The organism is Brachybacterium zhongshanense (assembly GCF_055385755.1).
In genome coordinates this window covers 3,367,767-3,394,605 of record NZ_AP043790.1, presented here as the reverse complement: position 1 = coordinate 3,394,605, position 26,839 = coordinate 3,367,767, and the positions used below count along the sequence as shown (strand labels likewise).

At 72.0% G+C, this 26,839-nt stretch carries 23 protein-coding genes; 10 read left to right on the top strand and 13 right to left on the bottom strand.

From position 1 onward, the window contains the following. Window positions 1-12 precede the first annotated feature (12 nt). Window positions 13-1,236, top strand: coding sequence for a PLP-dependent cysteine synthase family protein (locus ACZ5AJ_RS15050; protein WP_464135854.1), 1,224 nt, complete (start codon window positions 13-15; stop codon window positions 1,234-1,236). 22 nt (window positions 1,237-1,258) lie between these two features. Here the strand turns inward: ACZ5AJ_RS15050 and ACZ5AJ_RS15045 are convergent, their stop codons facing one another. The 7 genes from ACZ5AJ_RS15045 to ACZ5AJ_RS15015 form a co-directional block, all read right to left on the bottom strand. Continuing rightward, window positions 1,259-2,386: a hypothetical protein gene (locus ACZ5AJ_RS15045; protein ID WP_464135853.1), complete on the bottom strand. Its 1,128-nt coding sequence runs from the start codon at window positions 2,384-2,386 to the stop codon at window positions 1,259-1,261. Further along, window positions 2,383-3,507, bottom strand: coding sequence for a hypothetical protein (locus ACZ5AJ_RS15040; protein ID WP_464135852.1), 1,125 nt, complete (start codon window positions 3,505-3,507; stop codon window positions 2,383-2,385). Before ACZ5AJ_RS15040 ends, ACZ5AJ_RS15045 begins: the two co-directional genes overlap by 4 nt. Beyond that, window positions 3,504-4,682, bottom strand: coding sequence for a hypothetical protein (locus tag ACZ5AJ_RS15035; protein WP_464135851.1), 1,179 nt, complete (start codon window positions 4,680-4,682; stop codon window positions 3,504-3,506). The genes ACZ5AJ_RS15040 and ACZ5AJ_RS15035 overlap by 4 nt, the downstream gene beginning before the upstream one ends. A 322-nt stretch (window positions 4,683-5,004) precedes the next feature. After that, entirely contained in the window at window positions 5,005-6,417 is a 1,413-nt protein-coding gene (locus tag ACZ5AJ_RS15030; protein ID WP_464135850.1) for an acyl-CoA dehydrogenase family protein, read from the bottom strand. Continuing rightward, the gene (locus ACZ5AJ_RS15025; RefSeq protein WP_464135849.1) at window positions 6,417-7,634 is read right to left on the bottom strand and encodes an acetyl-CoA C-acetyltransferase; all 1,218 of its coding nucleotides are present in this window, start codon (window positions 7,632-7,634) and stop codon (window positions 6,417-6,419) included. The genes ACZ5AJ_RS15030 and ACZ5AJ_RS15025 overlap by 1 nt, the downstream gene beginning before the upstream one ends. A 120-nt stretch (window positions 7,635-7,754) precedes the next feature. Next, entirely contained in the window at window positions 7,755-8,675 is a 921-nt protein-coding gene (locus ACZ5AJ_RS15020) for a PRD domain-containing protein (RefSeq protein WP_464135848.1), read from the bottom strand. Window positions 8,676-8,852: 177 nt separating this feature from the next. Then, window positions 8,853-11,048: a glucose PTS transporter subunit IIA gene (locus ACZ5AJ_RS15015; RefSeq protein ID WP_464135847.1), complete on the bottom strand. Its 2,196-nt coding sequence runs from the start codon at window positions 11,046-11,048 to the stop codon at window positions 8,853-8,855. A gap of 390 nt (window positions 11,049-11,438) precedes the next feature. Between ACZ5AJ_RS15015 and ACZ5AJ_RS15010 the strand changes: the two genes are divergently transcribed. The 5 genes from ACZ5AJ_RS15010 (at window position 11,439) to ACZ5AJ_RS14990 (ending at window position 16,627) form a co-directional block, all read left to right on the top strand. Continuing rightward, window positions 11,439-11,951: a GNAT family N-acetyltransferase gene (locus tag ACZ5AJ_RS15010; protein ID WP_464135846.1), complete on the top strand. Its 513-nt coding sequence runs from the start codon at window positions 11,439-11,441 to the stop codon at window positions 11,949-11,951. A gap of 151 nt (window positions 11,952-12,102) precedes the next feature. Then, entirely contained in the window at window positions 12,103-13,656 is a 1,554-nt protein-coding gene (locus ACZ5AJ_RS15005; protein WP_464135845.1) for a glycoside hydrolase family 5 protein, read from the top strand. A 234-nt stretch (window positions 13,657-13,890) separates the two neighbouring features. After that, window positions 13,891-14,247, top strand: coding sequence for a hypothetical protein (locus tag ACZ5AJ_RS15000; RefSeq protein WP_464135844.1), 357 nt, complete (start codon window positions 13,891-13,893; stop codon window positions 14,245-14,247). A gap of 85 nt (window positions 14,248-14,332) precedes the next feature. Next, on the top strand, window positions 14,333-15,085 hold the full coding sequence (gene pdxH, locus ACZ5AJ_RS14995; protein ID WP_464135843.1) for a pyridoxamine 5'-phosphate oxidase: 753 nt from the start codon (window positions 14,333-14,335) through the stop codon (window positions 15,083-15,085). A gap of 801 nt (window positions 15,086-15,886) precedes the next feature. Then, a complete protein-coding gene (locus ACZ5AJ_RS14990; protein WP_464135842.1) occupies window positions 15,887-16,627 on the top strand; it encodes a DsbA family protein in 741 nt (246 codons plus the stop codon). 87 nt (window positions 16,628-16,714) lie between these two features. Here the strand turns inward: ACZ5AJ_RS14990 and ACZ5AJ_RS14985 are convergent, their stop codons facing one another. Together ACZ5AJ_RS14985 and ACZ5AJ_RS14980 are read right to left on the bottom strand one after the other, a co-directional pair. Further along, the gene (locus tag ACZ5AJ_RS14985) at window positions 16,715-17,608 is read right to left on the bottom strand and encodes a GH25 family lysozyme (RefSeq protein ID WP_464135841.1); all 894 of its coding nucleotides are present in this window, start codon (window positions 17,606-17,608) and stop codon (window positions 16,715-16,717) included. A gap of 100 nt (window positions 17,609-17,708) precedes the next feature. Further along, window positions 17,709-18,446 (bottom strand): glutamine amidotransferase, encoded by a 738-nt coding sequence (locus tag ACZ5AJ_RS14980; RefSeq protein WP_464135840.1) that lies wholly within the window; start codon window positions 18,444-18,446, stop codon window positions 17,709-17,711. A gap of 62 nt (window positions 18,447-18,508) precedes the next feature. Between ACZ5AJ_RS14980 and ACZ5AJ_RS14975 the strand changes: the two genes are divergently transcribed. Then, window positions 18,509-19,513 carry an aminoglycoside phosphotransferase family protein gene (locus ACZ5AJ_RS14975; protein ID WP_464135839.1) on the top strand — a complete coding sequence of 335 codons (1,005 nt, stop codon included), beginning with the start codon at window positions 18,509-18,511 and terminating at the stop codon, window positions 19,511-19,513. A 199-nt stretch (window positions 19,514-19,712) separates the two neighbouring features. Here the strand turns inward: ACZ5AJ_RS14975 and ACZ5AJ_RS14970 are convergent, their stop codons facing one another. Then, window positions 19,713-20,387, bottom strand: coding sequence for a GNAT family N-acetyltransferase (locus ACZ5AJ_RS14970; protein ID WP_464135838.1), 675 nt, complete (start codon window positions 20,385-20,387; stop codon window positions 19,713-19,715). A 51-nt stretch (window positions 20,388-20,438) separates the two neighbouring features. Here ACZ5AJ_RS14970 and pcp point away from each other — a divergent pair, with 51 nt between their 5' ends. Continuing rightward, window positions 20,439-21,077, top strand: coding sequence for a pyroglutamyl-peptidase I (gene pcp / locus ACZ5AJ_RS14965; protein WP_464135837.1), 639 nt, complete (start codon window positions 20,439-20,441; stop codon window positions 21,075-21,077). 600 nt (window positions 21,078-21,677) lie between these two features. Here pcp and ACZ5AJ_RS14960 read toward each other — a convergent pair. Both ACZ5AJ_RS14960 and ACZ5AJ_RS14955 read right to left on the bottom strand, forming a co-directional pair. Next, window positions 21,678-22,679: a rhomboid family intramembrane serine protease gene (locus ACZ5AJ_RS14960; protein WP_464135836.1), complete on the bottom strand. Its 1,002-nt coding sequence runs from the start codon at window positions 22,677-22,679 to the stop codon at window positions 21,678-21,680. Window positions 22,680-22,724: 45 nt separating this feature from the next. Further along, window positions 22,725-23,930: a DNA glycosylase AlkZ-like family protein gene (locus ACZ5AJ_RS14955; protein WP_464135834.1), complete on the bottom strand. Its 1,206-nt coding sequence runs from the start codon at window positions 23,928-23,930 to the stop codon at window positions 22,725-22,727. A gap of 205 nt (window positions 23,931-24,135) precedes the next feature. On the opposite strand from ACZ5AJ_RS14955, the gene ACZ5AJ_RS14950 reads away from it, so the two are divergent. Then, on the top strand, window positions 24,136-24,960 hold the full coding sequence (locus ACZ5AJ_RS14950) for a VIT1/CCC1 transporter family protein (RefSeq protein WP_464135833.1): 825 nt from the start codon (window positions 24,136-24,138) through the stop codon (window positions 24,958-24,960). 109 nt (window positions 24,961-25,069) lie between these two features. Here the strand turns inward: ACZ5AJ_RS14950 and ACZ5AJ_RS14945 are convergent, their stop codons facing one another. Next, on the bottom strand, window positions 25,070-25,606 hold the full coding sequence (locus ACZ5AJ_RS14945) for a peptidylprolyl isomerase (protein WP_464135832.1): 537 nt from the start codon (window positions 25,604-25,606) through the stop codon (window positions 25,070-25,072). 325 nt (window positions 25,607-25,931) lie between these two features. Between ACZ5AJ_RS14945 and ACZ5AJ_RS14940 the strand changes: the two genes are divergently transcribed. After that, entirely contained in the window at window positions 25,932-26,675 is a 744-nt protein-coding gene (locus tag ACZ5AJ_RS14940; protein ID WP_464135831.1) for a hypothetical protein, read from the top strand. Window positions 26,676-26,839: the final 164 nt, after the last annotated feature.

Here is a 26,839-nt window from a genome sequence, read left to right as displayed (position 1 = left end):
TACCGTCACCGTATGGACGACGATGCGACACCGCATGCCGACGCGGCACCCGAGCACCTCCACGGACCCGAGCGCTCCCGCAGCACCGAGCACCCCCGCGGATCCGACGGCCGACGCCCGGTGACCGCGGCGCCGGGACTGCTGGGCGGGCTCGAGGACGTGGACCGCAGCGATGCCGAGCTGCGCGCCTGGGTCGCCGAGCGGCTGCGACGCCTGGAGGCCGACGACCGCCGCTCCGCGGACACTCATCTGCTGCGCCTCGAGCTGCCCGAGGACTGGGGCGTCGATCTCTACCTCAAGGACGAGTCGACCCATGCCTCCGGCAGCCTCAAGCATCGCCTCGCCCGCTCCCTGTTCCTGTTCGCCCTGGTCAACGGCTGGCTGCGCCCGGGGATGCCGGTGATCGAGGCGTCCTCAGGGTCGACCGCGGTGAGCGAGGCCCATGTGGCGCGTCTGCTGGACATCCCCTTCGTCGCCGTGATCCCGCGCGGGACGAGCGCACGCAAGATCGGGCTGATCGAGGCCGCCGGCGGACGCTGCCACACCGTCGAGCGGGCCGAGCAGATGAGCACCGAGGCGCAGCGCCTGGCCGATGAGCTGGGCGGACTGTTCCTGGACCAGTTCACGCACGCCGAGCGGGCGACCGATTGGCGGGGCAACAACTCCATCGCCCTCAGCGCCCTCGCGCAGCTCGAGCTTGAGCCGCATCCGGTGCCGCGCTGGATCGTCGTCGGCGCGGGCACCGGGGGCACGAGCGCGACCTTCGGGCGCTTCCTGCGCTATCGGCGCCTGCCGACCGGCCTGTGCGTCGCCGACGTCGAGGGGTCCGCCTTCTTCGACGGCTGGACGCACGAGGACCCGACGCTCACGACCGCCACCGGCTCGCGGATCGAGGGGATCGGCCGGCCCCGCATGGAGCCGAGCTTCGTGCCGGGCGTCGTGGACCGCATGATCCGGGTGCCCGACACCGCCTCGGTCGCGGCCGCCCGGCATCTGTCGGAGCGTCTGGGCCGACGGGTCGGGGCGTCGACCGGCACGAACCTGGTGGCGGCTGCCCGGCTGATCGCCGAGATGCGCGAGCGCGGCCAGAGCGGCTCGGTGCTCACGCTGCTGTGCGATCCGGGCGACCGCTACACGGACACGTACTTCGACGACGACTGGGTCGCCGCCCAGGGCTGGGACCTCGCGCCGTGGCGCGCGGAGCTGGAGCGGGCGCTGCCGATCCGCATCGCCTGACCTGCCCCGTCAGAGGAACGCCTCAGGCGACCGACCGCGGGCCCGGGGCGAAGGAGAGGTCGACCTCGACGACGGCGGCATCGGCGAGCTCGTCGGCGAGGCCGTCCCAGGCGTCGAGGGGGTCGAGCTCGATGGTGCAGTGCGCCGAGTCGACGTCGAGGGGCACCTCGAAGCGCAGCCAGAGACCGGCGAGCGCCTCGGACTCGGGGGCGAGCTCGGTCTGCTCGAGGACGGTGCCGTCGTCGAGCTCGAGCACGGCCCGGCGCAGCAGCGCCTGCGCCTGCTCGCGCTCCCCCGTCTCCTCCGCGGGATCGTCGTCGGTGCCGGAGACGCTCTGCTGCAGGTAGAGGCCGACCCGGAGGAACTGCATGCCGACCTCGGGCCAGCTGCCGTCGACGTCGACCGGCACCGTGAAGATGCTCCGGATCCACAGCACGAGCCGGCTCCACTCGCCGTCCGGGCCCTCGGCATCCAGGTCGCGGTCCAGCTCGTACAGGCCCGCGAGCTCGCGGTCGCCGTCCATGGCGGTGACCTCGTCGTGGCGGCCGTAGAGCAGCTCGACGTCGGAGGAGACGCGGGTGCCGTCGATCAGGCTGAGCTGCTGCGAGACCTCGTCGGACTCGACGACGAGCACAGCATCGGAGGCCGACGGATCCTCGGGGACGCGCAGCAGATAGGTGCCGGTCCCGGAGCCCGTGATGTCCTCGCTCGCGCCGTCGGCCTCGATCCGCGCCCGCGCCTGCGGCGAGGCGGACGGGACGAAGGGCGCGGCCGTCGGCCCGCCCCACCACTGCGCATCGACCTCGATCCGCACGAGCAGGAACTGCTCGCCGTCGGGAGCGACGGCGTCGCCTCCCCCGTCAGTCCAGACGCCGCTGAGGGCCTGGGCGTCCGCCGCGTCGAAGCGGTCGGCGAGGTGCGTGCCGCGCACCCGCCAGGTGCCCAGCGGGGAGATCAGCGCCTGCGCCCCGTCGCCGACGGGCTCGAGCAGCGTCGTGGCCCGGGCCGTGCTGATCGGGCGAGGGTCCTCGCCGAAGGTCTCGTACCGGCTGTCGGCGCGGCTGCAGCCGGCGAGCGCCGCCAGCGCGGCCGCCGCCGCAGCGGCTCCGCCGAGGACGACGACCCGACGGCGGGGCGCGGGGGCCGTCACCGGTCCTCCCGGGTGATCGTCAGGGCGATCTCCTCCGTGCCCTGGTCGAGCGCCTCCCCGTCGACGTCGAGGGAGAGGGCGAGGCGGACGGTCGCCGTCTCGAGGTCGCCGGGGACCTCGAACCAGGCGCGGGTCGCGCCGGCCGAGGCGAAGGCCGCCGACGGATCCGTCTCCGCCTCGGCCTCGCTGCCGTCGGGCAGCACGAGGGTCAGGGTGCTGGTCTCCTCACCGCCCGGCATCGGCTCGAGGAGGGACAGGCCGACGCCGAGCATCAGGCGCCCGTCGGCCGGCCAGGTGCCGTCGATGCGGGAGGGACGGATCACGGCGTCGACCACGCAGCCGGCGAGGACGGGCCCGCCGTCGAAGCGGTCGTCGTAGCGCTCCCAGGCGATGTGCTCCGGGGAGGCGGTCGCGACCTGCGCGTACCAGCCCTCGATGGTGCTCGCGATGCGGGTGCCGTCGAGCAGGCTGATGCTCTGGACCACCTCGCCGTCGGCGAGCTCGAGGACCGCATCGCCGGCCGCGAGATCGGCGGGGACGGAGGCGACGACCGTCTTCGCCTGACGGTCCGGGGTGAGGTCCGCGGACGCGGGCAGCAGCGGCCCGAGGACGCTGGCCACCTCCTCGCCGCCGATGACGGCCCGGTCGGTGTACTCCGCCCCCTCGGGCCACTGCGCGTCCATGGTGCGAGGGCCCTCGGCGACGACGACGGCGACCAGGTAGGCCTCGCCGTCGGCCGGGAGCCAGGTCTCCGCCTCGTCGTCGGAGGGCGCCGGCAGGCCGAGGCCCGCGGCGACGGTGCGCGGCAGGGAGTCCAGCAGGGCGGCGGACTCCACGCGGCAGCGCAGTCCCGGCAGCTCGATCGCGTGATCGAGATCGGTCGGCAGCGTCTCGAGTCCGTCGACGGCCGAGCTGCGGCCGGGCAGGACGACGGCGATGCCGGCGTCCGTGCGCTCGTCGCCCGCGCAGCCGGCCAGCGCGAGGGACGCCGTCCCGGCACCTGCCAGGGCCAGCGCGCCCCGCCCCAGGAGGGCACGACGGCCGACGGGGCGGGCGACGGGAGTGCCGACGGGGCGGAAGCGGTCGATGGGCCGGGCGACCGTCAGGGGTCGCGGGGTCATGAGGCTCCTCCTGCGGTCGGGGTGCCGGTGACGGTGATGCGGAGACCGTCACCGATGCCGAGCGCCTCGGCGAGGCCCTCGCGGCGGGGCAGCGCCTCGGCTCCGACGGTCACCTGGGCCGTCTCGAATCCGGAGGGCACGGAGAACCAGGCCGTCCACGAGTCCCCCTCGTACCGGCCGTAGGACTCGGTGCGCTGGACGTGCTCGAGGAGCAGGGGCTCGGCCGCCTCCTCCCCGTCCGGCGCCGCCGTGCATCCGGCGGGACGCATCGGGTAGGACACGAGGGCGCCGTCGGCCCCTCGGCGCATCCGCTGCTCGGTGTCGAAGCCGACGGCGAGATGCTGCCTCCCCTCCTCCGCCCATCCCAGGAGGTCCGACAGCGGCGTCGTCCACACGCTCCGGATCGCGAGGACGACGGAATCCGTGCTCCCGTGCTCGTCCTCGGCATCGAGGTAGAGGTCCGCGACGTCGTCCTCGCCGCCCCCATGGTCCGCGACCTCGGAGCGTCCGTAGAGATCCGGAAGGTCGGTGCTGATCAGCGAACCGTCGACGAGGCTCAGCCGCTGGATCCTCCCGTCCATCTCCACCTCGAGGACGGCATCGGCGGGGGCCGGGTCCGCCGGCACCCGCATCAGCCAGGCCATGTCGGACGTCCACAGGGTGATGCCGGTGGAGGTCTCCTCGCCGCCGCGGGTGACGACGATGCGGGCCGACGAGGAAGCTCCTGCGTCGACCCGGGCCGCGCCCACAGCGCTCGCCGCGCTCGCCGTCTGCCAGAAGACGCTCTCCACGCTGATCGACGCCATCAGGAACGCCTCCCCCTCGGGGGCGACGACGTCCTCATCGGAGCCGAGGGCCCGGCTGAGACGATCCTCGATGACCGTGGCGGAGAGCCGGTCGACGAGTCCGACGGCGCCCAGCCGGTAGAGCCCCTCCGCCGTCACGAGCACTCCGGCGCTCGTCCCGCTCTCAGGGGCGGAGAGCCCCAGACCGGCGGTCTCGTGAATGCTCTCGGGCTCGGTGCCGAGGTCGTCGTCGGCCCCGGGCCCGGTGTCCGCCGACGGCGAGCAGCCGACGAGCAGCCCGCCCAGGCCGAGGGCGGCACCGACCGCGCCGACCCGGACCAGCTCGCGGCGCGGCCGCCGCCGTGCTCGCGCATGCATCGATCCGGACATGGCCGCCCCCGTCTCCTGTGCTCCCCCGCGCTCCCCCGGTGCTCTCCGTGCTCTCCGGGGTGATGCGGCAACCTTATCTGCGAGCCCGAGCTCGCGGAGGGGCGCATCCCTTCCACCAGCCCGACGAGACGTCGATGTCAGCTTCGTCAGCTTCCCGTGGCCATATGCCCGTGCTACCATCGATGCATCATGATCAGCCCGTTGCCGCAAGGCGCGGGCTGATCTTCTCTATGAAGGCTGCCCGTGGTCGAATACGCGAAGAAGTGGCTTCCGCTCGATGAACAGGTCGATCGGTTGATCGACCGCGGTCGGCGCGGAAGCATCACGCGAAGGCGCTGACCCCCGTGATCGCACGGCCGACGATGAGCGACTGGACCGTGTCCGTGCCCTCGTAGGTGTGCAGGGCCTCGATGTCGCTGCGGTGGCGGACCACGCGGTTCTCGAGCAGGATGCCGGAGCCGCCGAGCAGGTCGCGAGCGTCGGAGGCGATCTCGCGGGCACCGCGCGTGCAGTGCACCTTCGCGAGCGAGGCCTGCTGCGGGGTGACCGCACCGGCCTCCTCGAGCTGCGCGAGGCGCACGCAGCACAGCTGCATCGAGGTGAGGGTCTGCAGCATGTCGGCCAGGCGCACCTGGACGTGCTGGGCCTTGGCGAGCGGGCGGCCGAACTGGATCCGGGTGCGGGCGTGCTCGAGGGCCGCCTCGTAGCAGGCGGTCGCGTGCCCGAGCGCTCCCCAGGCCACGCCCGCGCGGGTCGCGAACAGCACCCGCGAGGTGTCCTTGAAGGAGCGGGCGCCCGGGAGGCGCTGGTCCAGGCCGATCCGCACCTCGGACAGGCGGATGTGCGCCTGATGGATCGCGCGCAGCGCGACCTTCCCGCGGATCACCTCGGCCTCGTAGCCGGGCAGCGCCTGGTCGACCAGGAACCCGGAGACCTGGCCGTGGAGGGCCTCGTCGGACGGGTCGTCGACCCGCGCCCACACCACCGACAGCCGGCAGCCGGCCCCGTTGCCGATCCAGCGCTTCTCGCCGGAGAGCACCCACTGGTCGCCGTCGCGGCGGGCGACGGTCTCGAGGGAGACGGAGTCGGACCCGTGGTCGGGCTCGGTCAGCGCGAAGGCCGCGAACTCCTCACCGCGCGCGAGCGGCTCGATCCAGCGCTCCTTCTGCGCCTCGGAGCCGAGCAGCACGATCGAGCGCAGCGCGAGCCCGCCCTGCACGCCGACCATCGTGCCCAGCGAGCCGTCGATGCGGCTGAGCTCCATGTTCACCAGGCCCGTGGCGAGCGGCGAGAGCCTGCGACGGCCCGGCAGGTCGAGGCCGTCGGTCAGCAGATCGGCCGCGCCCAGCTCGCCGATCAGCTCGGTGGGGTACTCCCCCTTCTCCCACGACTCCTCGAGCAGGTCGAGACGGCGGACGAATCCGCGCGCCGCCCTCCATGCCTCGAGGTCGGCCCCGGACACGTCCTGGAAGAGGGCGAAGTGGTCCGCCTCGACGGGGAGCAGCTCCGCGGGGCTCTGGGCGTCGGCCGCGGGCCGCGAGACCACCGGACCCGGTCCGAGACCGCCCGCTGCGGGGACCACGGACTCCGCGTCACCGGCGGGGGCGACGGTCTCGGCTCCCGTGGGTGCTGCAGCATCGGCGGGCGCCGAGGAGGCGGGGAAGGTGTCCCCCGCCGGGGTGGCGAAGCCGCGGGTGATGGCGCTGTCGGCGCTCCGGTCGCTGTGGCTGGTCATCAGGACATCCTCTCGATGATGAGGGCCATGCCCTGTCCGCCTCCGACGCACAGCGTCGCGAGGCCGAGCGCGCCGTCGCGCTCCTGCAGGCCATGGAGGAGGGTGGTGGTCATGCGGGCGCCCGTCGACCCCCAGGGGTGTCCGAGCGCGATCGCCCCGCCGTGCACGTTCAGACGGTCGTGATCGATGCCGAGGTCGTCGGCCGACGGGAGGACCTGGGCGGCGAAGGCCTCGTTGAGCTCGACCAGGTCGATGTCGCCGATGCTCATGCCGGCCAGGGCGAGCGCACGCCGGGTCGCCTCGACGGGCCCGAGGCCCATGATCTCGGGGCTGAGTCCCGACACCCCGGTGGAGACCACCCGGGCGAGCGGCTGGACGCCCAGGTCGCGGGCGTGCTGCGCCTCCATGAGCACGAGCGCGGCGGCGCCGTCGTTCAGGGGGCAGCAGTTGCCCGCCGTGACGGTGCCGTCGGGTCGGAAGACGGGGTCCAGCCCGCCGACGGCCTCGAGGGTCACGCCGGCCCGCGGGGAGTCGTCGGCGCTGACGGTCGTGCCGTCCGGGAGCGTGACGGGGGTGATGTCCCGGGCGAAGAAGCCGGAGGCGATCGCGGCCTCGGCCCGGTTCTGCGAACGCACCGCGTACTCGTCCTGCGCCTGCCGGGAGACGCCCCGCAGCTCGGCGACGTTCTCGGCGGTCTGGCCCATCTGGATGTAGGCGTCGGGCAGCGCGCCGTCCTCGCGGGGATCGTGCCACGGGGCGGGGATCTCGCGGGAGGCGCGCTTCGCGGTGCGCTCCCACGCCTCCCGGAACCGGGGATCGCGGGCGTCGTCGTCCATGAGCATCCCGGAGCTCATCGAGATCGACTCGACCCCGGCGGAGATCACGGCCTTCGCCTCCCCGGCGGCGATCGCATGGAAGGCCGTGCGGGTGGTCTGGATCGAGGAGGCGCAGAAGCGGGTCACGGTCGCCCCGGGGACCGTGTCGAGCCCCAGGTCGATCGCGACCGTGCGCGCGAGGTTGCCGCCCTGATACCCCTCGGGGATGGCGCAGCCCAGCTGCAGGTCGTCGACGGTGGCGGGGTCGAGCTGCGGCACCTGGTCCAGGGCGGCACGGACCATCTGGGATGCGAGATCGTCCGGGCGGACGTCCTTCAGCGAGCCCTTGCGGGCACGTCCGATGGGCGAGCGGGCGGCGGCGACGATGACGGCCTCGGGCACGGGGGTTCTCCTTCGACGACGATGTCTGGGACGAGCGTGTGCGGCGTGCGCGCTCCGCCGCGGCGGGCGATGCTCCTGGGCGGCGATGCGCGGAACGTTACCTGATACTACGGGTTCCAGTTACTGGGTGGAAGTCATCGTCTGCTCAGTGGAGGTCGTCGACGACGGCGCGGGGAGCTCGTCCTCGCGCATCGCGGAGACCACCTCGGCCTCCATGGTCATGCGGGCGACGTGGAGGGCGAGGTAGGAGACCTCGTCGGGCGAGAGCTCATCGCCCATCCGCAGCTGGACGATGACGGCGAGCTGCTCGGCGGTGCGGGTGGCCTCCGGGTAGGCCTCGCGGATGGTGCGCCCGATGACGGACTCCTGGCCGTCGAGCTGGCGGTGCTGCTGGATGCGCACGAACATGTAGCGCACGTGGGTGATGAAGCGGGCGGCGGCCATCGAGTGGCGGTCTACCTCGATGCCGAAGCGCTCCCCCACGACTGCGAGCATCTGCTGGATGACGCCGGTCATGGTGTAGGTGAAGGAGAGGTCGCCGGTGGAGAAGCCGGCGTTGACCAGGTGCAGGGCGAGCGCCGTGGCCTCGTGGTCGGGGAGCTTGGGATCCACGCGACGATTGACCTCGACCAGCAGGCGACGGGCCCGGTCGTACTCGTCGGGATACAGGGTCTGGACCTCGACCTGCAGCGGGTACTCGATCTCCAGGTCGCTGCGGAGCCGGTCCAGGGCCCCGGCCACATGGTCGGCGACCGCGATGGCGAGGGTGGGGCGCGAGGACTCGGGCCCCTCGATGCCGGTCTCCCGCAGGGCGATGACGACGGCCCGCAGGATCTCCTGGTCGATCATCGCGAAGGCTTCGGCGAGATGGTCGGGGTCCCGCCCGTCGGCCGGGACGAAGACCTGGACGATCTTCTCAGGGGCGACGGGGTCCCCCGGCCGGGCGCGGAACCCGATGCCGCGACCGGTGAGGATGACGCCCTGCCCCCGGTCGTCACGCGAGAGCACGACGTTGTTGTTGAGCACCCTCAGCACCTTCATCGGCTCTGCACCTCTCCTCTCCTCATCGAGAATGCGCCCGTCCGGCCGTCCCCGCGGCGCCACCGGCTCGACCCCGAGCGGCCCGCATGCGCCGGTGCGCGCACCCTCGTCCGACGAGGGTACGCGCACCGGACCTGCACGGTCATGGCCGGGCCGCGGGTCAGCGCGGCCTCCGGGTCAGCGGCGGACGACGACCGCCGTCTCCCCGCTCGCGACGTCCTTCGACGGCGCGGGCTCGACCGCGGTGAACGTCGCGGTGTTGGGGACCGTCAGCAGGGTCACCGAGTCGTACCCGGCCTCCTTGATCGCGTCCAGGTCGACCACGGCCAGAAGATCGCCCTTGCGGACCTTCTGCCCCTGCTCGGCGCGGACGTCGAATCCCTTGCCCTCCATCTTGACGGTGTCGATGCCGACATGGACCAGGACCTCGGCCCCGCCGTCGGCCAGCAGACCGAAGGCGTGCCCCGTCTGGGCGACGGACACCAGCAGGCCGTCGGCCGGGGAGACGATGCGTCCGTCGCTCGGCTCGATGCCGACGCCCTCGCCGAGGGCGCGGGAGGCGAACACCGGGTCGGAGACCTCGTCGAGCGGGACCAGGCGACCCGCGACCGGCGCGGTGATGACGATCTCGCCGGCGTCCCCGGCGGGGTTCGCCGCGGCGGCGGCCCCGTCGGCCGATCCGTCGGCCGATCCATCTGCCTGCGCAGCGCCGTCGGCCGACGAACCCGCCTGAGCGGGAGCCGGCGAGCCGGACTGGGCGGGAGCCGAGGCACCCGCCTCGGCGGCGGGAGCGCCGACGGTCGCCAGCACCCGCTCCTCCGCCTCAGCGGCGGCCGGGGCGGCGGAGGCGGCCTCAGCAGCCTCGGCGGCGTCGCGCTTCGCATTGGCCTCGGCGCGCTGCTCCGGGGTCATGTAGTCCGAGACGAACACCAGGACCATGGCGACGACGAACGCGACGGCGATCGCGATGACATAGGTGGGGATCGGGTCGAAGACCGGGATGGTCAGCAGCGAGGTGAAGGCGAAGATGCCGGTGTTCACACCGCCGAGCAGGCCGACGATCAGACCGCCCGCGAGGCAGCCCACCAGCATGCGCGGGTAGATGCGCTTGAAGCGCAGATGGATGCCGTACAGCGACGGCTCCGAGATGCCGCCGAACAGGCCCGCGGCGAGAGCGCCCGTGGCGGTCTGGCGCATCTCGGTCTCGCGATGGCGGATCGAGAGCAGCAGCACGCCGGCGGTGGCGCCGAAGCAGGCGAAGTTCCAGGCGCCCATCGGGCCCTGGATGAAGTCGTAGCCGAGGGCGTTGATGTTCTGCAGCATCAGGGCGTTCAGCGGCCAGTGCAGGCCCAGCGGCACCAGGAACGGGTACAGCAGCGGGATGAGGATCGCGAAGACGAGCGGGACGTTGCCGTTCAGCCATGCCAGACCGGAGCCCAGGCCGTTGCCCGCCCAGATGCCGAGGGGGCCGATGAGGAAGGCCGTCACCGGGATCATCACGAGCATCGAGATGAAGGGGACGAATACCAGCTGCACGTTCGCGGGGAAGACCTTCTGCAGGCCCTTGTAGACGAGCGCGAGCAGGGCGACCATCAGCAGCGGCACGAACACCTGGCCGCCGTAGTCGTTCAGCTGCATCGGCAGGCCGAACACCTCGGCGACGCACTGCTCGGTGCCCAGCAGCTCGTTGGTGGTGCAGGTGACGCCGGGCGCGGTGCCATCGAGCAGGCCCAGGTAGTCAGGCGTCATCACCGCAGCCATCACGGCCGCACCGACCCAGCCGTCGATCTGGAGCTTCTTCGCGGCGTTGTAGGCCACCATGATCGGCAGGAAGTAGAGCACCGAGCGCCACATCGCGTCGACGAACACCCAGGTGGCGGACTTGTCCTCGGCATGGAAGTCGATCAGGCCGACGGCGTCGAGGACCGAGGCGATCGCGATGATCAGCGAGGCGCCGAGCAGCACGCCCATCAGCGGGCGGAACGAGTCCGACAGGTACTCGAAGAAGCTGTCGAGCCATGCGAAGCGGCCCTTGCCCTTGGCGCGGATCTCAGCCTTGACCTCGGCATCGGTCTGCTTGCGCGGGGCTCCGCCGTCGGCCATCGACGGCAGGTTCATGATCTGGGAGTAGACGTTGGCGACGGCCCCGCCGATGACGACCTGGAAGCGGTCGCCGGACTGCGGGACGGTCCCCATGACGCCCGAGAGGGAGTCGAGGGACTCGCGGTCGACCTGGTCGCCGTCATGCAGCTGGAAGCGCAGACGGGTGGCGCAGTGGGTCAGGCTCTCGATGTTCTCCGGTCCGCCGACGCCGCGGACGATGTCCTCGGCGATCGAGCCGGACCCGGAGGAGCCGGATGAGGAGGTGCTCATGATGCGTCCTCGCATCCTTCCTGGGTGGAATGGTGATGGGCAGATGGGGCAGGTGGGACGGGTGATGCGGACGACCGCGCTCACCGACGTCCGGGCATGAAAAAAGACCCGGTCCCCAGGGTGCGCGGGAGCGCACGGCACGGGGCCCAGGTCTTGCTCCCTCGCCAGGGACGGGGGATGACAATCCATGGACGCGGAGATCGCATTTCGGCGAACTCTGTCGTTCGACACGGAACCATAGCAGGCTCGCTCCGAGGCGCAAACGGGACCTGCGTCCCGACCCCCGGTGCAGGTGGACGCGGCGCGCAGGCGGCTGATGCGAGCGGGCCGTCGATGTGCGCTCGAGCACCCGATGTGCGCTCCGGCGGTGCGAGGTGCACAATGCCAGCCGTGCCCGGTCCCGCCCTCCCCTTCTCGATCGACGTCCCGCTGCCCGAGGACGCCCCCGCGATCGCCCGCGTCCACGTCGAGGGCTGGCGCGACGCGTACGCGCACCTGCTGGACGGATCATGGTTCGACGAGGACGCCGTCGCCCACCGCACCGAGCAGTGGACGCGATGGCTGACCCCGGGCACTACCGCCCACGACTCGGGCATCTACCGCATCGGCCGCGACGCCTCCGGAGCGCCCGTCGGGCTCGCCGCCTCCTGGCCGGTGCGCGATGCGGTCCCCGTGCGCGACGTCGAGCTGTCGCTGCTGTACGTCGACCGCGCCTGGTGGGGAAGCGGTCTGGCCCGCAGCCTGGTCTGCGCCGTCATCGGTGACACCCCTGCGAGCCTCTGGGTCGCCGAGGACAATCCGCGCGCCCGCCGCTTCTACGAGAAGCTCGGCTTCGAGGCCGACGGCGCCCACCAGGCCGAGGAGCACCTCGGCGGCATCGAGGACATCCGCATGGTGCGGTGAGGACTCCCGTCCACGAGACGTGACCGCACGGCGGGCGGGCTCCTTCGGGTCTCACCGCACCGGCCCGCACGGATCCGCACGACGTCCGATATATCCGTTGAGTCTCTTTCTTCGGCGACCTCACTGTGGTGTCTCCGACGAAAGGACAATGATGTCGATCCTCACCACACCTCTCTCGCGCCGCACCGCGCTCGCCGGCACGGCGAGCCTGCTCGCCCTCGGCACCGCGGCGGTCTCGGCGACCACCGCCCCTGCCGCCGTCGGCGCAGATCCGGGGATCCGTGTCTCCGGGGCGCGGATCGTGGAGGCCGACGGCACCGATCTGGTGCTGCGCGGCATCAACCATGCCCACGCCTGGTACCCGGAGGAGACCACCGGCGCCCTCGCCGGGATCAAGGCCACCGGAGCGAACTCCGTCCGCGTGGTCCTCTCCAGCGGCGACCAGTGGACCGAGACCACGGCCTCGGAGGTCTCCTCCATCGTCGCGGCCTGCGCCAGCAACAAGCTGATCGCGATCCTCGAGGTGCACGACACCACCGGCTACGGCGACACCGCCTACGCCCCCAACGCGGTCCCGCTCGACGCCGCCGTCGACTACTGGGAGGGTCTGCAGTCGACCCTCGCCGGCACCGAGGACCGCGTCATCATCAACATCGGCAACGAGCCGCTGGGCAACGACACCGCCTCCCCGTGGGTCTCGGACACCTCCGCGGCGGTCGCCCGGATGCGCCAGATCGGCTATGAGCACGCGCTCATGGTCGACGCCCCGAACTGGGGTCAGGACTGGTCGGGAACCATGCGCGACGGCGCCGCGACCGTCGCCTCCGCCGACCCCGACGGGAACACGATCTTCTCCGTGCACATGTACGGGGTCTACGGGGACGCCTCGGCGATCACCGACTACCTCGACGCCTTCGACTCAGCGGGCCTGCCGCTGGTCGTCGGCGAGTTCGGCGACACCCACTCCGACGGCGACGTCGACGAGGACACGATCCTCTCCGAGACCACCAGCCGCGGCATCGGATACCTGGGATGGTCCTGGAGCGGCAACGGAGACGGAGTCGAGTACCTCGACATCGTCACCGGCTTCGACGCCTCCTCCCCCACCGCCTGGGGCGAGCGCCTGATCGACGGCGCCGACGGCATCCGCGAGACCTCGACGGAGGCATCCGTCTTCGGCGGCGGAGACGACGACGGTGGCGACGACGGTGGCGACGGCGGCGACGATGATGGCGGTGACGGCGGCTCGACCGTCGGCACCATCGCCGACTTCGAGGGCGGCGCCGGATCCTGGAGCGGCGACAACCTCCACGGCGGTCCCTGGCAGTCCGACGAGTGGTCCGCCTCCGGCTCGTCCTCGCTGAAGGCCGACATCATCATGTCCGGCGGCTCCGAGCACTATGTGCGCCTCACCGCGGACGACGACCTCAGCGGTGCCAGCACCCTGCGCGCCACCGTCCGACGCGCCACCTGGGGCGACGTCGGCAGCGGGCTCTCCGCGAAGCTCTACGTCAAGACCGGCAGCAGCTGGGCCTGGGCCGACGGCGGAGCGGTCGCCGTGTCGACGTCGGGCTCGACCCTGACCCTGCCGCTCTCCTCGGTCTCCGGCCTCAATGCAGTCCGCGAGATCGGCGTCCAGTTCGTCTCCTCGTGCAGCGGCTCGGGCCAGACCTCCGTCTATCTCGACCAGGTGGAGACCGTCTGACCGTCTGACCGTCAGCCGAGCAGAGCTGGCACTGCAGCGGGGCCGGCACTCGAGCCGGCCCCGCGGACAGCACGATCGGCCCCGGCCCCGGTCCCTTCCCGGGGCCGGCCCGCCTCCGGCTGGAGGCCCCGTCCTCTGGTCCCCCCGCCCGCGACCCGAGATCCACCCGCAGTCTGACGCGGTCGCGCCCGCCGGTGGACGCGTCCGCACCCTGATCGGCGGGAACCTCGAGTCATGAGGAACGCAGCCATCGCCACCAGCCGGACCCGCCATGACACGACCGCCGACGACCCGCGGATGATCGACTACCGTCCTCTGCCCGAGCTGTGGGGAGACGTCGAGTCCCTGCGCACCATCCGCGCGATCAGATCCCGTGCCGCTGCCCGCGGCATCGATCCCACGATCCTGCAGATCGACTCCGCGGAGCTCTCCCTGCCGACCGAGAGCTCGACATCGCGACGCCAGGAGAGCGCACAGCGCGGAGGCCTCTCGAGGGACCGCAGCGATGACCGTCGCGATCGCCGGCGCAGTTCCCGACGCGGCGTCCTCGGGGGCCACCGCTCGCGGCCCCGCCGCCTCGCCACCGCCTGAGCCCGAACCGGACAGGCATCCGGCAGCTCCCCCTCCGCCGTGGATCCGTCTCCGCCGAGGCCCCGCCGCGGCCTAGGATCCAGCCATGAGCACGCCCCATGGCTCCGCCTCCCCCGGATCCCCGCACGGCTCGACGGGCGACGACATCCGCAGTGCGCAGCCGGTCGAGCGGGCTGATCGTCTGCCGCTCGAGCACGTCGACTATCTCGCCGGGAGCCTCGCCGACAGCGCCCCCGCGGATCCTCTCGCACTGTTCGACGCCTGGCTCGACGACGCCTTCACCCGTCGCGACCTGCAGGGGGACATCTCCGACCCGTCCGCGGTGGTCCTCTCCTCGGTCGCCATCGACCCCGACGGGACACCCCGTCCGCGCTCGCGCACCGTGCTGCTCAAGGGGCGCGACGAGCGCGGCTTCGTCGTCTACACGAGCCGCGAGTCCGCGAAAGGACGCGAGCTGGCGGCGAACCCGCAGGCGTCCCTGCTGTTCCCCTGGTATCCGCTGCAGCGGCAGGTGCGGATCGAGGGTCGTGCGGAGCAGGTCTCCGATGAGGAGTCCGATGCGTACTTCGCGCGCCGCCCGCGCGGATCGCAGCTGGGAGCCTGGGCCTCCCGGCAGTCCCGGCCCATCGGATCCCGCGAGGACCTCGAGGCCCAGTACGCCGAAGCCGAGGAGCGCTTCGCCGGCCGAGAGGTCCCGCGTCCTCCGTACTGGGGCGGGATCCGGCTGCTCCCCGTCCGCCTCGAGTTCTGGCAGGGCCGTGCCCACCGCATGCACGACCGGATCGAGTTCGAGCTCACCCCCGACGGCACCTGGACCCGCCGCCGCCTCCAACCCTGAGCTGGGGCTTCTGCTGGGGTGCCGGGGTGCAGCCGGGGGTGCTGGGGTGCTGCCGGGGGTGCTGGGGTGCTGCCGGGGGTGCTGGGGCGCTGATGGCTCAGAGTCATGGGGGGGTGCTGCTGAAAAAGGGACTGTGACGTGACCTCAAGCCCTCTCAGGGGTTCAGGGTCCACCTGGAGTCCCATTCTCAGCAGTTACGCCCGGATCCCGGTCCAAAAGCACCCGCAGACCCAGTCGATCTCGCTCCGACGGTGCAGGCATCAGCAGATTGCCGGTGGAGAGCGCGCCCCAGCTCTCGTCGAGACGACCCATCGACGTCCGATCGACGCCCGATCCCTGTGCCACCGTCGTCGAGGACGATCAAGTCGTCGCCTGCGGCATCCGTGAGCACGGCAGCGGCTCCGCCGAGCCACTCCTTCGCGTCCAGGCAGGCCAACTCAATCACGTCCAGGCAGGCCAACTCCTTCAGGTCCGGGCAGGTCATCAGGGTGATGGCGACGTCGTCGGCCTCTGTTCTCGGGATTCCGCTGCCTCAGGCGCGAGCAGTTGCACCCATGCCGACTCGCCGGTCGCGGGACGAAGGCCCTCATGATCCCGAGGATCGACGCGGATAGTGGTTCCGTCCCCGTATCCCGCGGGCGCTTCTGGTGGGCCCCTCCCGTCCGGTCCCCACCACGGCAGGCTTCCCCACCCACCACGGCAGGCTTCCCCGCCCGCCACGGCAGGCACACCCATCTGCACGATTCAGCCCACCCGCTCGCATCCGGTCTCTCGGGCCGCCGACCATCCCACGGAGTTCGCATGCCCCAGCAGGTTTCCCGCAGACCCCTGATCGTCGGGCTCTCAGCCCTGGCCGGGCTCATCGTCGTCGCGATCGTGGTGGTGCTGGTGATCTCCGGCGGCTCCGGGAGCAGCGCGGACTCCGGCAGCGTTACGACTGCTGACACGCAGGCCTCTTCGGGCACCGCGCAGGCCTCTTCCGACACCGTGGAGACCCCACCCGGTGTCGCCGCGGACCAGACCTACATCGAGCTGAGCACGAGCGATGACGGGCCCGTCGTCGACGTCTACCTCGACTTCCTCTGCCCGCACTGCGCGACCTTCCACGACGTCAACGGCGCGGACCTGCAGGAGCTCGCCGAGGCTGGGGCGATCACCCTGCGAGCCCATCCGCGTCCGATGCTGGACGATCGGTCGACCCCGACCGGGTACTCCGGCCGTGCCGCGAACGCGGCGTTGAGCGCATACGCCCAGGATCCCGAGGCCTGGTGGGATGCCGAGTCGGCGCTGTACGCGAACCAGCCGGGTGCTGAAGGGCTGACCGACGACGAGCTGATCTCGATCATCGAGGAGGCCACCGGGCTGGACGTCTCCGACGACGTCGCCGAGGGCACCTACATCCCGTGGCTCGAGGACGTCGTCGAGCCCGAGGCCTCGGAGCAGGACTTCGGCACCCCGGTCGTGGTGATCGACGGTGTGCAGTCGACGGCGGACTGGTCGGTCGAGGGCGCGCTGCGCGAGGAGATCGAGCAGGCGTCCTGACAGCATCGAGCAGGCGTCCTGACAGCAGGGCGCGAGGATCCCTCCACGAGCCCGGGCAGCTGTCCGAGGGTTGCTCAGCGGGCTCGTCTAGACGTCGTCGGCGGTGGTCAGGGCGCCGTCGCCGTCGGGGATGGTGGAGCCGCCGCGCAGCGTCTCGATGCGGGCGACGTCGATGTCCACGTCGCCCTCGATGCCGGAGACCGTCCCGTCGAAGCGCAGCTGCCACAGCGCCCAGTCCGTCGTCTCGGGGCGCGCACCGGCCGAGAACAGCCAGTCGACGCGGCCCTCGCTGATGGGGAGCCCGTACGTGTCGCGCCACTGCGCGGAGGAGTACACCACGAGCCTCCGCCCCCAGGCCTCCTCGACAGCGGCGGTGAAGTCGTCAAGCTCGGCGCGGACGTCGGCGGGCTCGGGGCGCTCGGTGCAGGAGCCGTCGAGCTCGAGGTCGATCGCCGGAGGCAGGGCGGCATCGTCGGGAGGGGCGGCGGTCAGGAAGTCCGCAGCCTGGTCGACCCCTGTGGAGCAGAGGGTGAAGTAGTGGTACGCGCCCGGGGTGACGCCTGCGGCGAGCGCCCCCTCCCAGTTCTCGGCGAAGCGCTCATCGACGAAGCTCGCCCCCTCGCTGGCCTTGATGTAGGCGAACACGTACCCGTCCTCGCGCACCTGCTGCCAGTCGATCTGCTGCTGATGGGCGGAGACGTCGATGCCCATGACCTCGTCGGCGGTGAGCTCGACGCCGTCGGGGAGCTGGGCGAGAGCGGCGGCGTCCTCGGGCATGGCCGTCACGGACATGGCGGTGTCGTCGGCCGCGAAGGGGGTGCGCTGGGACGCGGCCGCCCCGTCGGCGGAGTCGTCGTCCCCGGTGAGGGCCCCGATCAGCAGGCGTGTGCAGCCGCCCATGAGCACGAGCGCGAGGACCGCCCCGATGGCGAGCACCGTCAGCTGGCGTCGCCGGACCTGCTCGCGGGTGAAACGGGGCACGGGCGCGAACCTACCTGAGGCACCGGGTCCGGAGGGCGCATTCCCCGCGCCGCCGCGCGTCGGCCGGCCCGTCCCGCCGGGATCGCGGGGTTCAGCGGGGTCAGCGGGCGAAGAGCTCGGCGAAGGCGCGCAGGAGCTTCGGGGCCTCGTCGGCGCTGCGGGTGGAGAGCTCGGCGAAGATGCGCTCCATGTCCTCGGGGTCGAAGTAGCCGTGCTCGCGGTAGTGGCGGGCGCGGTCGATGATCAGCGGCACGTTCAGCTCGGGATGGAACTGGGTGGCGTACTGGCGCGGGCCGGCGCGGAACATCTGCACGGGGCAGGTCTCGCCGGTCGCGAGCAGGACGGCGTGCTCGGGGAGGGTGTGCACGGCCTCCTTGTGGCCGACGAGCCCGGTGAAGGTGTCGCCGAGGCCGGCGGCGCGGATCAGCGGATCCTCCCGGCCGGCGTCGGTGAGGGTCACCTCGATCGCGCCGATGGGCTCGCCGTGAGTGCGGTCGATGACGGCCCCCTGGTGGGTGCCCAGGGTGCCGACCCCGTAGCAGGCGCCGAGGAAGGGGATGTCCTCGGCGAACACCCGGTCGAGCAGCGCGAAGATCGCCTTCTCGGCGCTGACCTGCATCGCGGGCTTGTCCTCGGGCGGGTCGGAGTAGGTGAAGGGGCTGCCGCAGAGCAGCACGCCGGAGACGTCGTCCGCTCCGAGGTCGGGCAGCTCCTCCCGCTCGAGGCGGACCCAGCGCACGTCGGCCTCGTCCAGGCCGGTGAAGCGGAGGACGGACTCGTGCTCGGTGAGGGCGACGTCATCCTCGGGGCGCGTGGAGATCACAAGGAACGGTTTCACGGCAGAATGCTAGCCCCGTGCACGCCCCGCCATCCGCTGCTGGCCCCGGGAGGCCCCCGCCCATGACCGACCAGACACCGCCGTCCGTCTCCGGGCATCCTCTGCCACCGCTGCTCGCTGGGAACCGCGATCCCGGTGTCGCCGCCTGGCGCGATCGGCTGCCGTCCCTGCTCCCGGGCCTGCTCGAGGAGCTCCGTCTGGTTCCGGACGCCCCCTTCTCCCCCGGCGGCACCGCATCCTGGGTCGCCCCGGTGCGTCGGGGCCCCGGCTCCCGGGCCTCCGGTTCCCGGGCCGACGGGGCCGACGGCCTCGCTCCGGCCGACGGCGATCTGCCGTCCGACGGCGAACTGCCCTCCGAGATGGTGCTCAAGGTGTCCTTCGCGCATGACGAGGCGCGGGACGAGGCCGCCGGGATGATCGCCTGGCAGGGCCGCGGCGCCGCCCGGGTCCTGCATGCCGATCTGCGCGAGGGCACCTCGATCCTGCTGATGGAGCGGGTCCGGCCCGGGACCACGCTCGAGATGGCTCTGCCGTGGCCGGAGAAGGACGAGGTCGTCGCGGCACTGGCGCGTCGCCTGCGGATGCCTGCTCCGGCCGACGGTCCCTTCCGCCCGCTCGCGCACATGTGCGACTGGTGGGCCGACGAGGCGGCCGCCCGCGCGGAGCACGCCGCCCGGGCCGGACGGCCGACGCTCCCCGCCGACCTCGTCGCGCACGGCCTGGACCTGTTCCGGAGCCTGCCGCTGGACTGGGACGGGGAGCCGTCCCTGCTGGTGACGGACCTGCATCACGCGAACGTCATCGCCCGCGACGACAGCGAGTGGGTCCTCATCGACCCCAAGCCCTACGTCGGAGATCCCCACTATGACGTCCTGCAGCACATGCTCAACGATCCCGAGCGCCTGCGGGCCGACCCGTCGGCCTTCGCGGACCGGATGGCTCGCCTCGCCGAACTCGACCCGGCACGGGTGCGCCGATGGCTGCTGGCCCGCTGCGTCCAGGAGTCCGACGGGATGCCCGCCGCCGCTGCCGCGGCACGACGGCTGGAGGCCGACGGCGTCTGCTAGGTGGTGCTGCTGAGAAAGGGACCTATGCGTGACCTCGACGCCTCTCAGGCGTTGAGGTCACGCAGGAGTCCCGAAGTTTGCCGCTCCCGACGCATCTGTGGGCGCGTCAGCAGCGCGACTCGCTTCCCAGATCCCGTCGGGGGCGTACCGCCTGATCAGGAGGGTCGCGCGCTCGGCGGGATCCGTCCGGTTGGTAAAGCTAGATGCCGTCGGCTCCCAGCTGCTGTCGGAGCGCCTCCGTGACTCCGTCGACGCGGATCTCGAGGTCGGGTCGGCGGAACGTCTCAGGGGTGCACAGGAACCGCTGATGGGTGAGCGCGCGTCCGCCCTCCACGACGACCTCGGTGCCGTCGTCGACGTAGCCGCAGGCGCGGGAGACGCCGAAGGAGGGCTCGTTGCCGAGCACGGCGGCGGACTCGGCGCGCAGCGCCCCGAGATGGTCGAAGGCGAGCACGAGCATCGCCTGACGCATCAGCTTCCCGTACCCCCTGCCGTGCGCGTCGCGGGTGAGCCAGGAGCCGGAGCTGACGGTGCGGCGCTCGGCGAACCTCCGGCCCACGAGGTCCTGCGAGCCGATCAGCTCGCCGTGGGCACGGATCGCCAGCGGGATCGACCAGCTCTCGCGGCTCAGCTGCGAGCGCAGCGTCCACTGGAACGTGAGCGCGCCGCGCAGGCGGCTCTCCGTGTCGGTCGCAAACCAGGGGAAGACATGGTCGGCATCCTCGTCGTCGAAGATCGGCCGACGCAGCAGCTCGATGTACTCGGGGAGGTCCTCGTCGCGGAGGGGACGCAGGGTCAGGTCCCCCGCTGCGATCCTCAGACCCATGTGCGGGAAGAGCTCGACGAGCCGGTCGGCGAAGCTGGTCGCTGTCATCGCCCCAGGCTAGCCGTCATCACCTCAGTCCAGGCGGCCTAGGCTTCCTCCATGACGCTCCAGTCCTCCATGTCGCTCCAGGTGCTGCTGACCGGATTCGAGCCCTTCGGCGGGGATGCGGCGAACCCGTCGTGGGAGGCCGCGCGGCTGGCGGCTGCGACGCTCCGGGAGCAGGGGGTCGCGGCCGACGCCCGGGAGCTGCCGGTGGAGTTCGGCCGGGCGGGCGAGATCCTGCTGGCCGCTGTCGAGGAGGCCTCCCCGGCCGTGGTGATCGCCGTCGGCCTCGCGGCCGGGCGCGAGGCGATCACGCCCGAGCGGGTTGCGATCAACATCCGCGACGCCCGCGTCCCCGACAACGCCGGCGCCTCACCGGTCGACGAGCCGGTCGCGCCCGACGGACCGGTGGGCCTGTTCTCGACCCTTCCGATCAAGGCGATGGTCGCGGCGGTGCACGGGAATCCGGAGCTGCCCGCAGCGGTGTCGCAGACGGCGGGGACGTACGTCTGCAACGACGTCTTCTACCTCCTCCAGCATCGTCTCGCCGGGACGGGGGTCCGCAGCGGCTTCGTGCACGTGCCGTCGGCCGACGTGATCAGCCCGAGGCTCTGCGCGGAGGCTCTGGTGGCGATGACCCGGGTCGCGCTGTCCGCGCCGACCGATCTGCGCATCGCGGGCGGCGCCGAGCACTGACCCGCGCACTTCTCGAGCGCTGGTCCGCGGACTGCCCGGCATCCGTGCCCGCTCCTCCTCGGCATCCGCGCTCTCTCCTCCCCAGCCGCTCTGCCGGGCCCTGATCCCCCGTCCGTCCCCACGGATCAGCACTTGTCCACAGTGATGTCCACAGCCGTGGACGAATGACATTCCTGTAGTTCTGCAGGTGCGGGGCCCGTCGGCCGCTGGCCGTCCACGATCGTGGATCTCCCGGCAGCCGCGCCGTCCACACTCGGGGCGCCCTGGAGCACCAGTGCCGAACATCACCGCATCCACGCAGGTCATGGCTGGATTCTCACAGCACCCTGGCGCCTCCGAAAAGGGTCCGACGACGTCTCCAGGCACGCGGCACACTGGCGGAGCGTCCGCGAACCCAGCCGCCTCGCCGAGCGCGCTGCGGACGCCTCCGTCCCCAACACGCCCGTGTCCTCACCGTGCGTCCACACCGGATCCCCGGTTGTCCACATCCGATCGGGGAAATCCCCCGAGTTCTCCCCAAAGTTATCCACAACTGGGGATGGTCACACCGATGTCATTCGCCTGACGCCTTCCGGCTACCACACCCCGGGCACATCGGCGTCAGCCGTTGACCATCACCACGCGCAGCACGATCAGGACCAGGCACAGCAGGATCCCGGCGGCGATCACTGCGGTGTGGATGAGGGCGGAGCGTCGGGCGAGGGCGTGCCGGTCGGCGCCCGGGGATGCCTTGGGACGCAGGGCGAACATGACCGCGGTCAGCGCGCCGCCCATGATGAGGCCGCCCAGGTGCCCCTGCCAGGAGATCCCGGGGACCGTGAAGGTGATGACGAGGTTCAGCACGATCATGATCGCGATCTGCGCGGTCTCGGCGCCCATCCTGCGCTGGACCACGAAGATCGCGGCGAACAGGCCGAACACTCCGCCGCTCGCGCCGAGGGTTCCGGAGTACCAGCTCTGGGAGAGCGGATCGGTCAGCAGCAGCACGGCCGTGTGGCCGGCGATGATCGAGGTGAAGTAGACCGCGGCGTAGCGGGCATGGCCCAGCACCCGCTCCAGATGCTGGCCCACCACCCACAGCGCCCACATGTTCAGCGCCAGATGCATGATGCTGCCGTGCAGGAAGCCCGAGGTGATGAAGGTCCACGGGTAGGCGAGGATCCGGAAGGGCGCGAAGATCAGCCACTGCTCGACGACGCCGCCGCTGACCGTCTGCCCCACGTATGCGAGGATGCACAGCGCCATGATCGTGTACGTGACCAGGGGCTTCTGCGCAGTGGCGCCGCCGAGGCGCCCGCCCATCGCGTTGCGCGGGCGCGCCGAGGCCTGCTGACGGCTCAGCTCCCTCTCGCAGTCCACGCACAGCACGCCGACCGCGGCGGGCCGCTGGCACTGGGGGCAGGCCGGGCGGTCGCAGCGCTTGCAGCGCACATAGCTGACGCGGTCGGGATGGCGCGGGCAGACCGGCTGGCCCGTCGTCTGATGCGAGGGGTCCGCGGCGCCGTAGCTGGGCCGGGGACGCTCACCGCCTGCGCTGCGGGGGTCCTCAGCGCCGTCCTCGGCGCGGTCGTCGGCGCTGTAGCCGTATGTGGGGCGCTCCATGGCCCTATTCTCCATGACCACCCTGGACCCGGACGGGGTCCGCGCTCAGCCGTCGGCCGTCGGGAACCTGTCGAAGAGCCTCTCGAAGCGTCGGCGCTGGGCGTCGCTGATCGGGGACGACGGTTCGGCATCGACCAGGTCGAGCCGACGCCGCCCGACGGCGCCCTTGCGGCTCCACGTGCCGACGACCTCGCCGCGCCGGAGGGCGGCGCGTCGGAAGACGCCGTTGTTGCCGGGGACCAGCACGTCATGGCGTGCGCTGTCCAGGAGGAAGAGCCGATCCTGATAGCCGAGGACCAGCTCGTCGAAGCCCGGCAGCAGCAGCTCGCGCATCGTGTCCTTCTCGCGCTCGGCATACTCCTCCACCAGGCCGGGCCGGAAGAGGAGCACGCCATCCGCGGCGGAGCCGGTGGTGCCAGCAGGTGCCGGGCCGATCCTGCCGTCGGCGCCGACGACCCCGCGCTCGAGCCGGTCCTCGATCAGCGGCATCGCCCGTCGGATCGCGCCGAGCGGCAGCTTCGTCCACCAGGCGAGGTCCCGGACGGAGGCGGGGCCGCGGCTCGTGAAGTAGCGCAGCGCGACGTCGGCGATCGCTGCGGTGCGGTCGCCGTCGAAGGTGCTGGCGAGGTCGGAGGCCGGCGGGAGCCAGCTGGGGGCGTGGACGACGGCGGTCTCCTTCGCCTCGGCCCGCCAGGGCCCGTAGACGACCACGCCCTCGTGGATGAAGTTCACGAGGAGGTGGTAGCCGGCACCGGGGCCGAGGGGCACGCCCGCCTGCTCCCACGCCTCGAGGACCTCGGAGCGGAGCAGGCCTCGGCCGGCGCCGCGCAGCGAGACCTCCGGGAGGATCCGCTCGAGCACCTCTCTGGCACGGCGCACATGCTCCTCCTCGATCCCGAGCCGGGGCCGGCGCTTGACCGCGGCCCGATAGGGTCCGTCGCTGCAGAGCTCCGTGAGCCACGCCAGGGTGCCCGCCTCGACGGCGAAGACCGTCCCCCGCATCGGGTACCCGCGCACGATCCGCCCGGTGTCGAAGGCCGTGAGGACCGCATCCATCGCCTCCGCATCGCCGCCGCTGCGCAGAGCGAGGGAGGACAGGACCCCCGGCAGGTCCTGCCCCTGATGGCCGACGAAGCTCCGGGCCACCTCCGCAGGAGATGGCCCGTCCGCAGGAGTTGGCCCGTCCGCGGGAGATGGTCCGACGAGACCCTGGGCGAGGATCCGCGCTCCGGCGAGGTGTCGCTGACTCATGCGTCGACAGTACCGATCCGCTCCAGCCGCCCTGCCCGCCGCGCCTGCCCACTGCTGCATCCGCTCCACCCGCTCAGGGTGCCCCGGGCTCCCCGGGCTCCCCGTCTCAGGGGTGCCTGAGGGAGTTCCGGAAGGCCCGATGCCCCAGGTCAGGCCAGCCTCATCTTGCTTGTTTGGACTGAGTCCATAAAGCTACAGTGTCGGTATGGCTCTCGTCGACCCGTTCCCCGCGCCGCATCGGCCGTCCCGCCCGGCCCCGCCGTCGGCTCCCTCCGACGGCTCGCCGTCAGCCGGTCGCTCACCGTCGGCCGGCCGCTCTCCGTCGGGCGAGCGCACCCTGGAGGCCGAGCGCACCTCGCGCTCCGACCGCGTCAACCGACTGCGCGCGGGAGTCCTCGGCGCCAACGATGGCATCGTCTCCGTCGCCGGTCTCGCCGTCGGCGTCGCCGGCGCCACCACCGACACCGCATGGCTGATCGTCGCCGGGCTCGCCTCGCTGATCGCCGGTGCGCTGTCGATGGCGATGGGCGAGTACGTCTCCGTCTCCACCCAGCGCGACACCGACCGCGCCCTGATCGCGCGCACCCGCGCAGACCTCGCAGCCCAGCCCGAGATCGAGCACAGGCACCTCATGGACGCGCTGACCGAGTCGGGCATCCCGGAGGACGTCGTCGGCCCCGTCACCGACTCCCTCGAGCGCCACGACGCCCTCGCCGCCCACACCCGCTTCCGGCACGGCGTCGAGGACGATGCGGTCGTCTCCCCCTGGGCCGCGGCCGTCACCTCCCTGATCTCCTTCTCGATCGGCGGCATCATCCCGCTGATCGCGATCCTGACCTCACCGGTCGCGCTGCGTCTGCCCATCACCATGGCCGCCGTGGTCCTCGCCCTCGCGCTGCTGGGCGTCGTCAGCGCCCGCCTCGGTCAGGCGGAGGCGCGGCGCGCGACGATCCGCACGATCGTCGGCGGCATGCTCGCCCTCCTGGTCACCTACGGGATCGGCGCGATGCTCGGCATCGCCGTCGGCTGACCCTCCGGGGACAGCACCGGACGACGACGCAGAGCGGCCCGGCACCGATCTCGGTGCCGGGCCGCTCCCCGTCCTCAGGAGCTCCGGTCTCCCCCGGAGCTCCTGGCCGTCACTTCTCGACGGTCACGGACTGGATGACGACATCCTCGAGCGGACGGTCGCGCATGTCGGTCTTGGTCGCGGCGATCGCGTCGACGACCTTCTTCGACTCCTCGTCGGCCACCTCGCCGAACACGGTGTGCTTGCCGTGCAGGTACTGGGTGGGGGCGACGGTGATGAAGAACTGCGAGCCGTTGGTGCCGGAGGGGCGACCGGTGAGCGCGTTCATGCGCTTGCCGGCATTGGCCATCGCCAGCTTGTAGGGCTCGTTGAAGTTCTTCTCCGAGATCTCGTCGTCGAAGTTGTAGCCGGGACCGCCGGTGCCGGTGCCCAGCGGGTCGCCGCCCTGGATCATGAAGCCGGAGATGACGCGGTGGAACACGACGCCGTCGTAGAACGGACGGGTGACCTTCTCACCGCTCTCGGGATCGGTGAACTCGCGGGTGCCCTCGGCGAGGCCCACGAAGTTCTCCACGGTCTTGGGTGCGAAGTCGGGGAACAGCTCCAGGCGGATGTCCCCGTGGTTGGTGTGCAGGGTTGCGAACATGCGGTCATCCTCGCACATGCGCACGCACCCGCACCGGGTGCCGGACGGAGTGCGGAACGCGCACCGGACGGGGCACCGGACCGAGTGCCGGACAGCACCTCCTCAGGGCCTGTCCACGGGCCTCCCGGCCGCTGTCCGGCGCGCGATCAGCGTCGGGCATCTCCGGCATCCGGGGGTTCGCAGGACGTGAGCTGTGAGCTGCGTCGTGCCGGCGCGTTAGAGTTGTCGCACACGGGCGAGGCGTCCGGCGGGTGATCCCCCGAGCGTCCTCGCGCCAGGACCGCCGTCGGCCCGACCCGGCGGATTCGACCGAAAGGGGAACGACATGGCGCTGACCAAGAAGCGCGCAGCGAAGAAGGCCGAGAAGCAGGCCGCCACCACGGTCGCCGCCGCGGGCGGCACCGCCCAGAAGGCGGAGAAGGCGGTCGAGGAGCTCCAGAAGCTGGCCTCCCAGGTCGGCCCCGTGGTCTCCGAGGGCGCTCGTGAGGCCCGCTCCCGCGCCACGGATCTCGTCGACCAGTACGGCCCCGGCGTCGAGGAGAAGCTGCGCGCCCAGGGCGAGAAGCTCGCCAGCCTCGGCCAGAACGCCGGCCAGAACCTGCAGGCGAACCTCGGCCCCCGCGCCGACAAGCTCGTCCACGACGTGCAGGAGGACTACCTCCCCCGCGCCCGGAAGACCGCCGAGACCACCGGCACCGTCCTGAAGGCCGCCGTCGACGCGGCCCGCAAGGAGCTCGACAAGGGCCAGGGCGACATCAAGGCCGCGGCCCTCGTCGCGCCCGCCCCCAAGAAGAAGAGCCGCGCCGGGAAGGTCCTCCTGGTCGTGGGTCTCGCCGCGGTCGGCGCCACCGCCGGCTACCTGGCCTGGAAGAAGACCCGTCCGGTCGAGGATCCGTGGGCGCCGCCCGCCGACTTCGCCCGTGCCCACTACCCGGCCTCCGCCGGTGACGACTCCGACTCCTCGACCGTCTCCGACACCGTCGGCGCGGCCGACGCGGGCGACGTCGCCAGCTCCCTCGAGTCCGACGCCGACTCCGAGAAGCGCGGCACCCACCGCTCCGACAGCTGAGCTCCCGGGGGCTCGACCCGCCGGCCCCGACACCAGCCGGGCCCCGACACCAGCCCTTGATGACGGTCATGAGGCTCTGGCTTCCCTTCGTGGATGCCAGAGCCGCATGACCGTCATCTGCGTCCGGGCGCATCTCGGCGTCCGGGCGTCTCGGCGCCCCAGGG

What these genes read in the sequence shown, in the direction of transcription:
- ACZ5AJ_RS15005 (WP_464135845.1), top strand. Translation starts at nt 12,103, where the DNA reads ATGTCGATCCTCACCACACCTCTCTCGCGCCGCACCGCGCTCGCCGGC.
- ACZ5AJ_RS14950 (WP_464135833.1), top strand. Translation starts at nt 24,136, where the DNA reads ATGGCTCTCGTCGACCCGTTCCCCGCGCCGCATCGGCCGTCCCGCCCG.
- ACZ5AJ_RS15000 (WP_464135844.1), top strand. Translation starts at nt 13,891, where the DNA reads ATGAGGAACGCAGCCATCGCCACCAGCCGGACCCGCCATGACACGACC.
- ACZ5AJ_RS15015 (WP_464135847.1), bottom strand. Translation starts at nt 11,048, where the DNA reads ATGAGCACCTCCTCATCCGGCTCCTCCGGGTCCGGCTCGATCGCCGAG.
- ACZ5AJ_RS15035 (WP_464135851.1), bottom strand. Translation starts at nt 4,682, where the DNA reads ATGTCCGGATCGATGCATGCGCGAGCACGGCGGCGGCCGCGCCGCGAG.
- ACZ5AJ_RS15040 (WP_464135852.1), bottom strand. Translation starts at nt 3,507, where the DNA reads ATGACCCCGCGACCCCTGACGGTCGCCCGGCCCATCGACCGCTTCCGC.
- pcp (WP_464135837.1), top strand. Translation starts at nt 20,439, where the DNA reads ATGACGCTCCAGTCCTCCATGTCGCTCCAGGTGCTGCTGACCGGATTC.
- ACZ5AJ_RS14990 (WP_464135842.1), top strand. Translation starts at nt 15,887, where the DNA reads ATGCCCCAGCAGGTTTCCCGCAGACCCCTGATCGTCGGGCTCTCAGCC.
- ACZ5AJ_RS14940 (WP_464135831.1), top strand. Translation starts at nt 25,932, where the DNA reads ATGGCGCTGACCAAGAAGCGCGCAGCGAAGAAGGCCGAGAAGCAGGCC.
- ACZ5AJ_RS14945 (WP_464135832.1), bottom strand. Translation starts at nt 25,606, where the DNA reads ATGTTCGCAACCCTGCACACCAACCACGGGGACATCCGCCTGGAGCTG.
- ACZ5AJ_RS15050 (WP_464135854.1), top strand. Translation starts at nt 13, where the DNA reads ATGGACGACGATGCGACACCGCATGCCGACGCGGCACCCGAGCACCTC.
- ACZ5AJ_RS15020 (WP_464135848.1), bottom strand. Translation starts at nt 8,675, where the DNA reads ATGAAGGTGCTGAGGGTGCTCAACAACAACGTCGTGCTCTCGCGTGAC.
- ACZ5AJ_RS14975 (WP_464135839.1), top strand. Translation starts at nt 18,509, where the DNA reads ATGACCGACCAGACACCGCCGTCCGTCTCCGGGCATCCTCTGCCACCG.
- pdxH (WP_464135843.1), top strand. Translation starts at nt 14,333, where the DNA reads ATGAGCACGCCCCATGGCTCCGCCTCCCCCGGATCCCCGCACGGCTCG.
- ACZ5AJ_RS14970 (WP_464135838.1), bottom strand. Translation starts at nt 20,387, where the DNA reads ATGACAGCGACCAGCTTCGCCGACCGGCTCGTCGAGCTCTTCCCGCAC.
- ACZ5AJ_RS15030 (WP_464135850.1), bottom strand. Translation starts at nt 6,417, where the DNA reads ATGACCAGCCACAGCGACCGGAGCGCCGACAGCGCCATCACCCGCGGC.
- ACZ5AJ_RS14960 (WP_464135836.1), bottom strand. Translation starts at nt 22,679, where the DNA reads ATGGAGCGCCCCACATACGGCTACAGCGCCGACGACCGCGCCGAGGAC.
- ACZ5AJ_RS14955 (WP_464135834.1), bottom strand. Translation starts at nt 23,930, where the DNA reads ATGAGTCAGCGACACCTCGCCGGAGCGCGGATCCTCGCCCAGGGTCTC.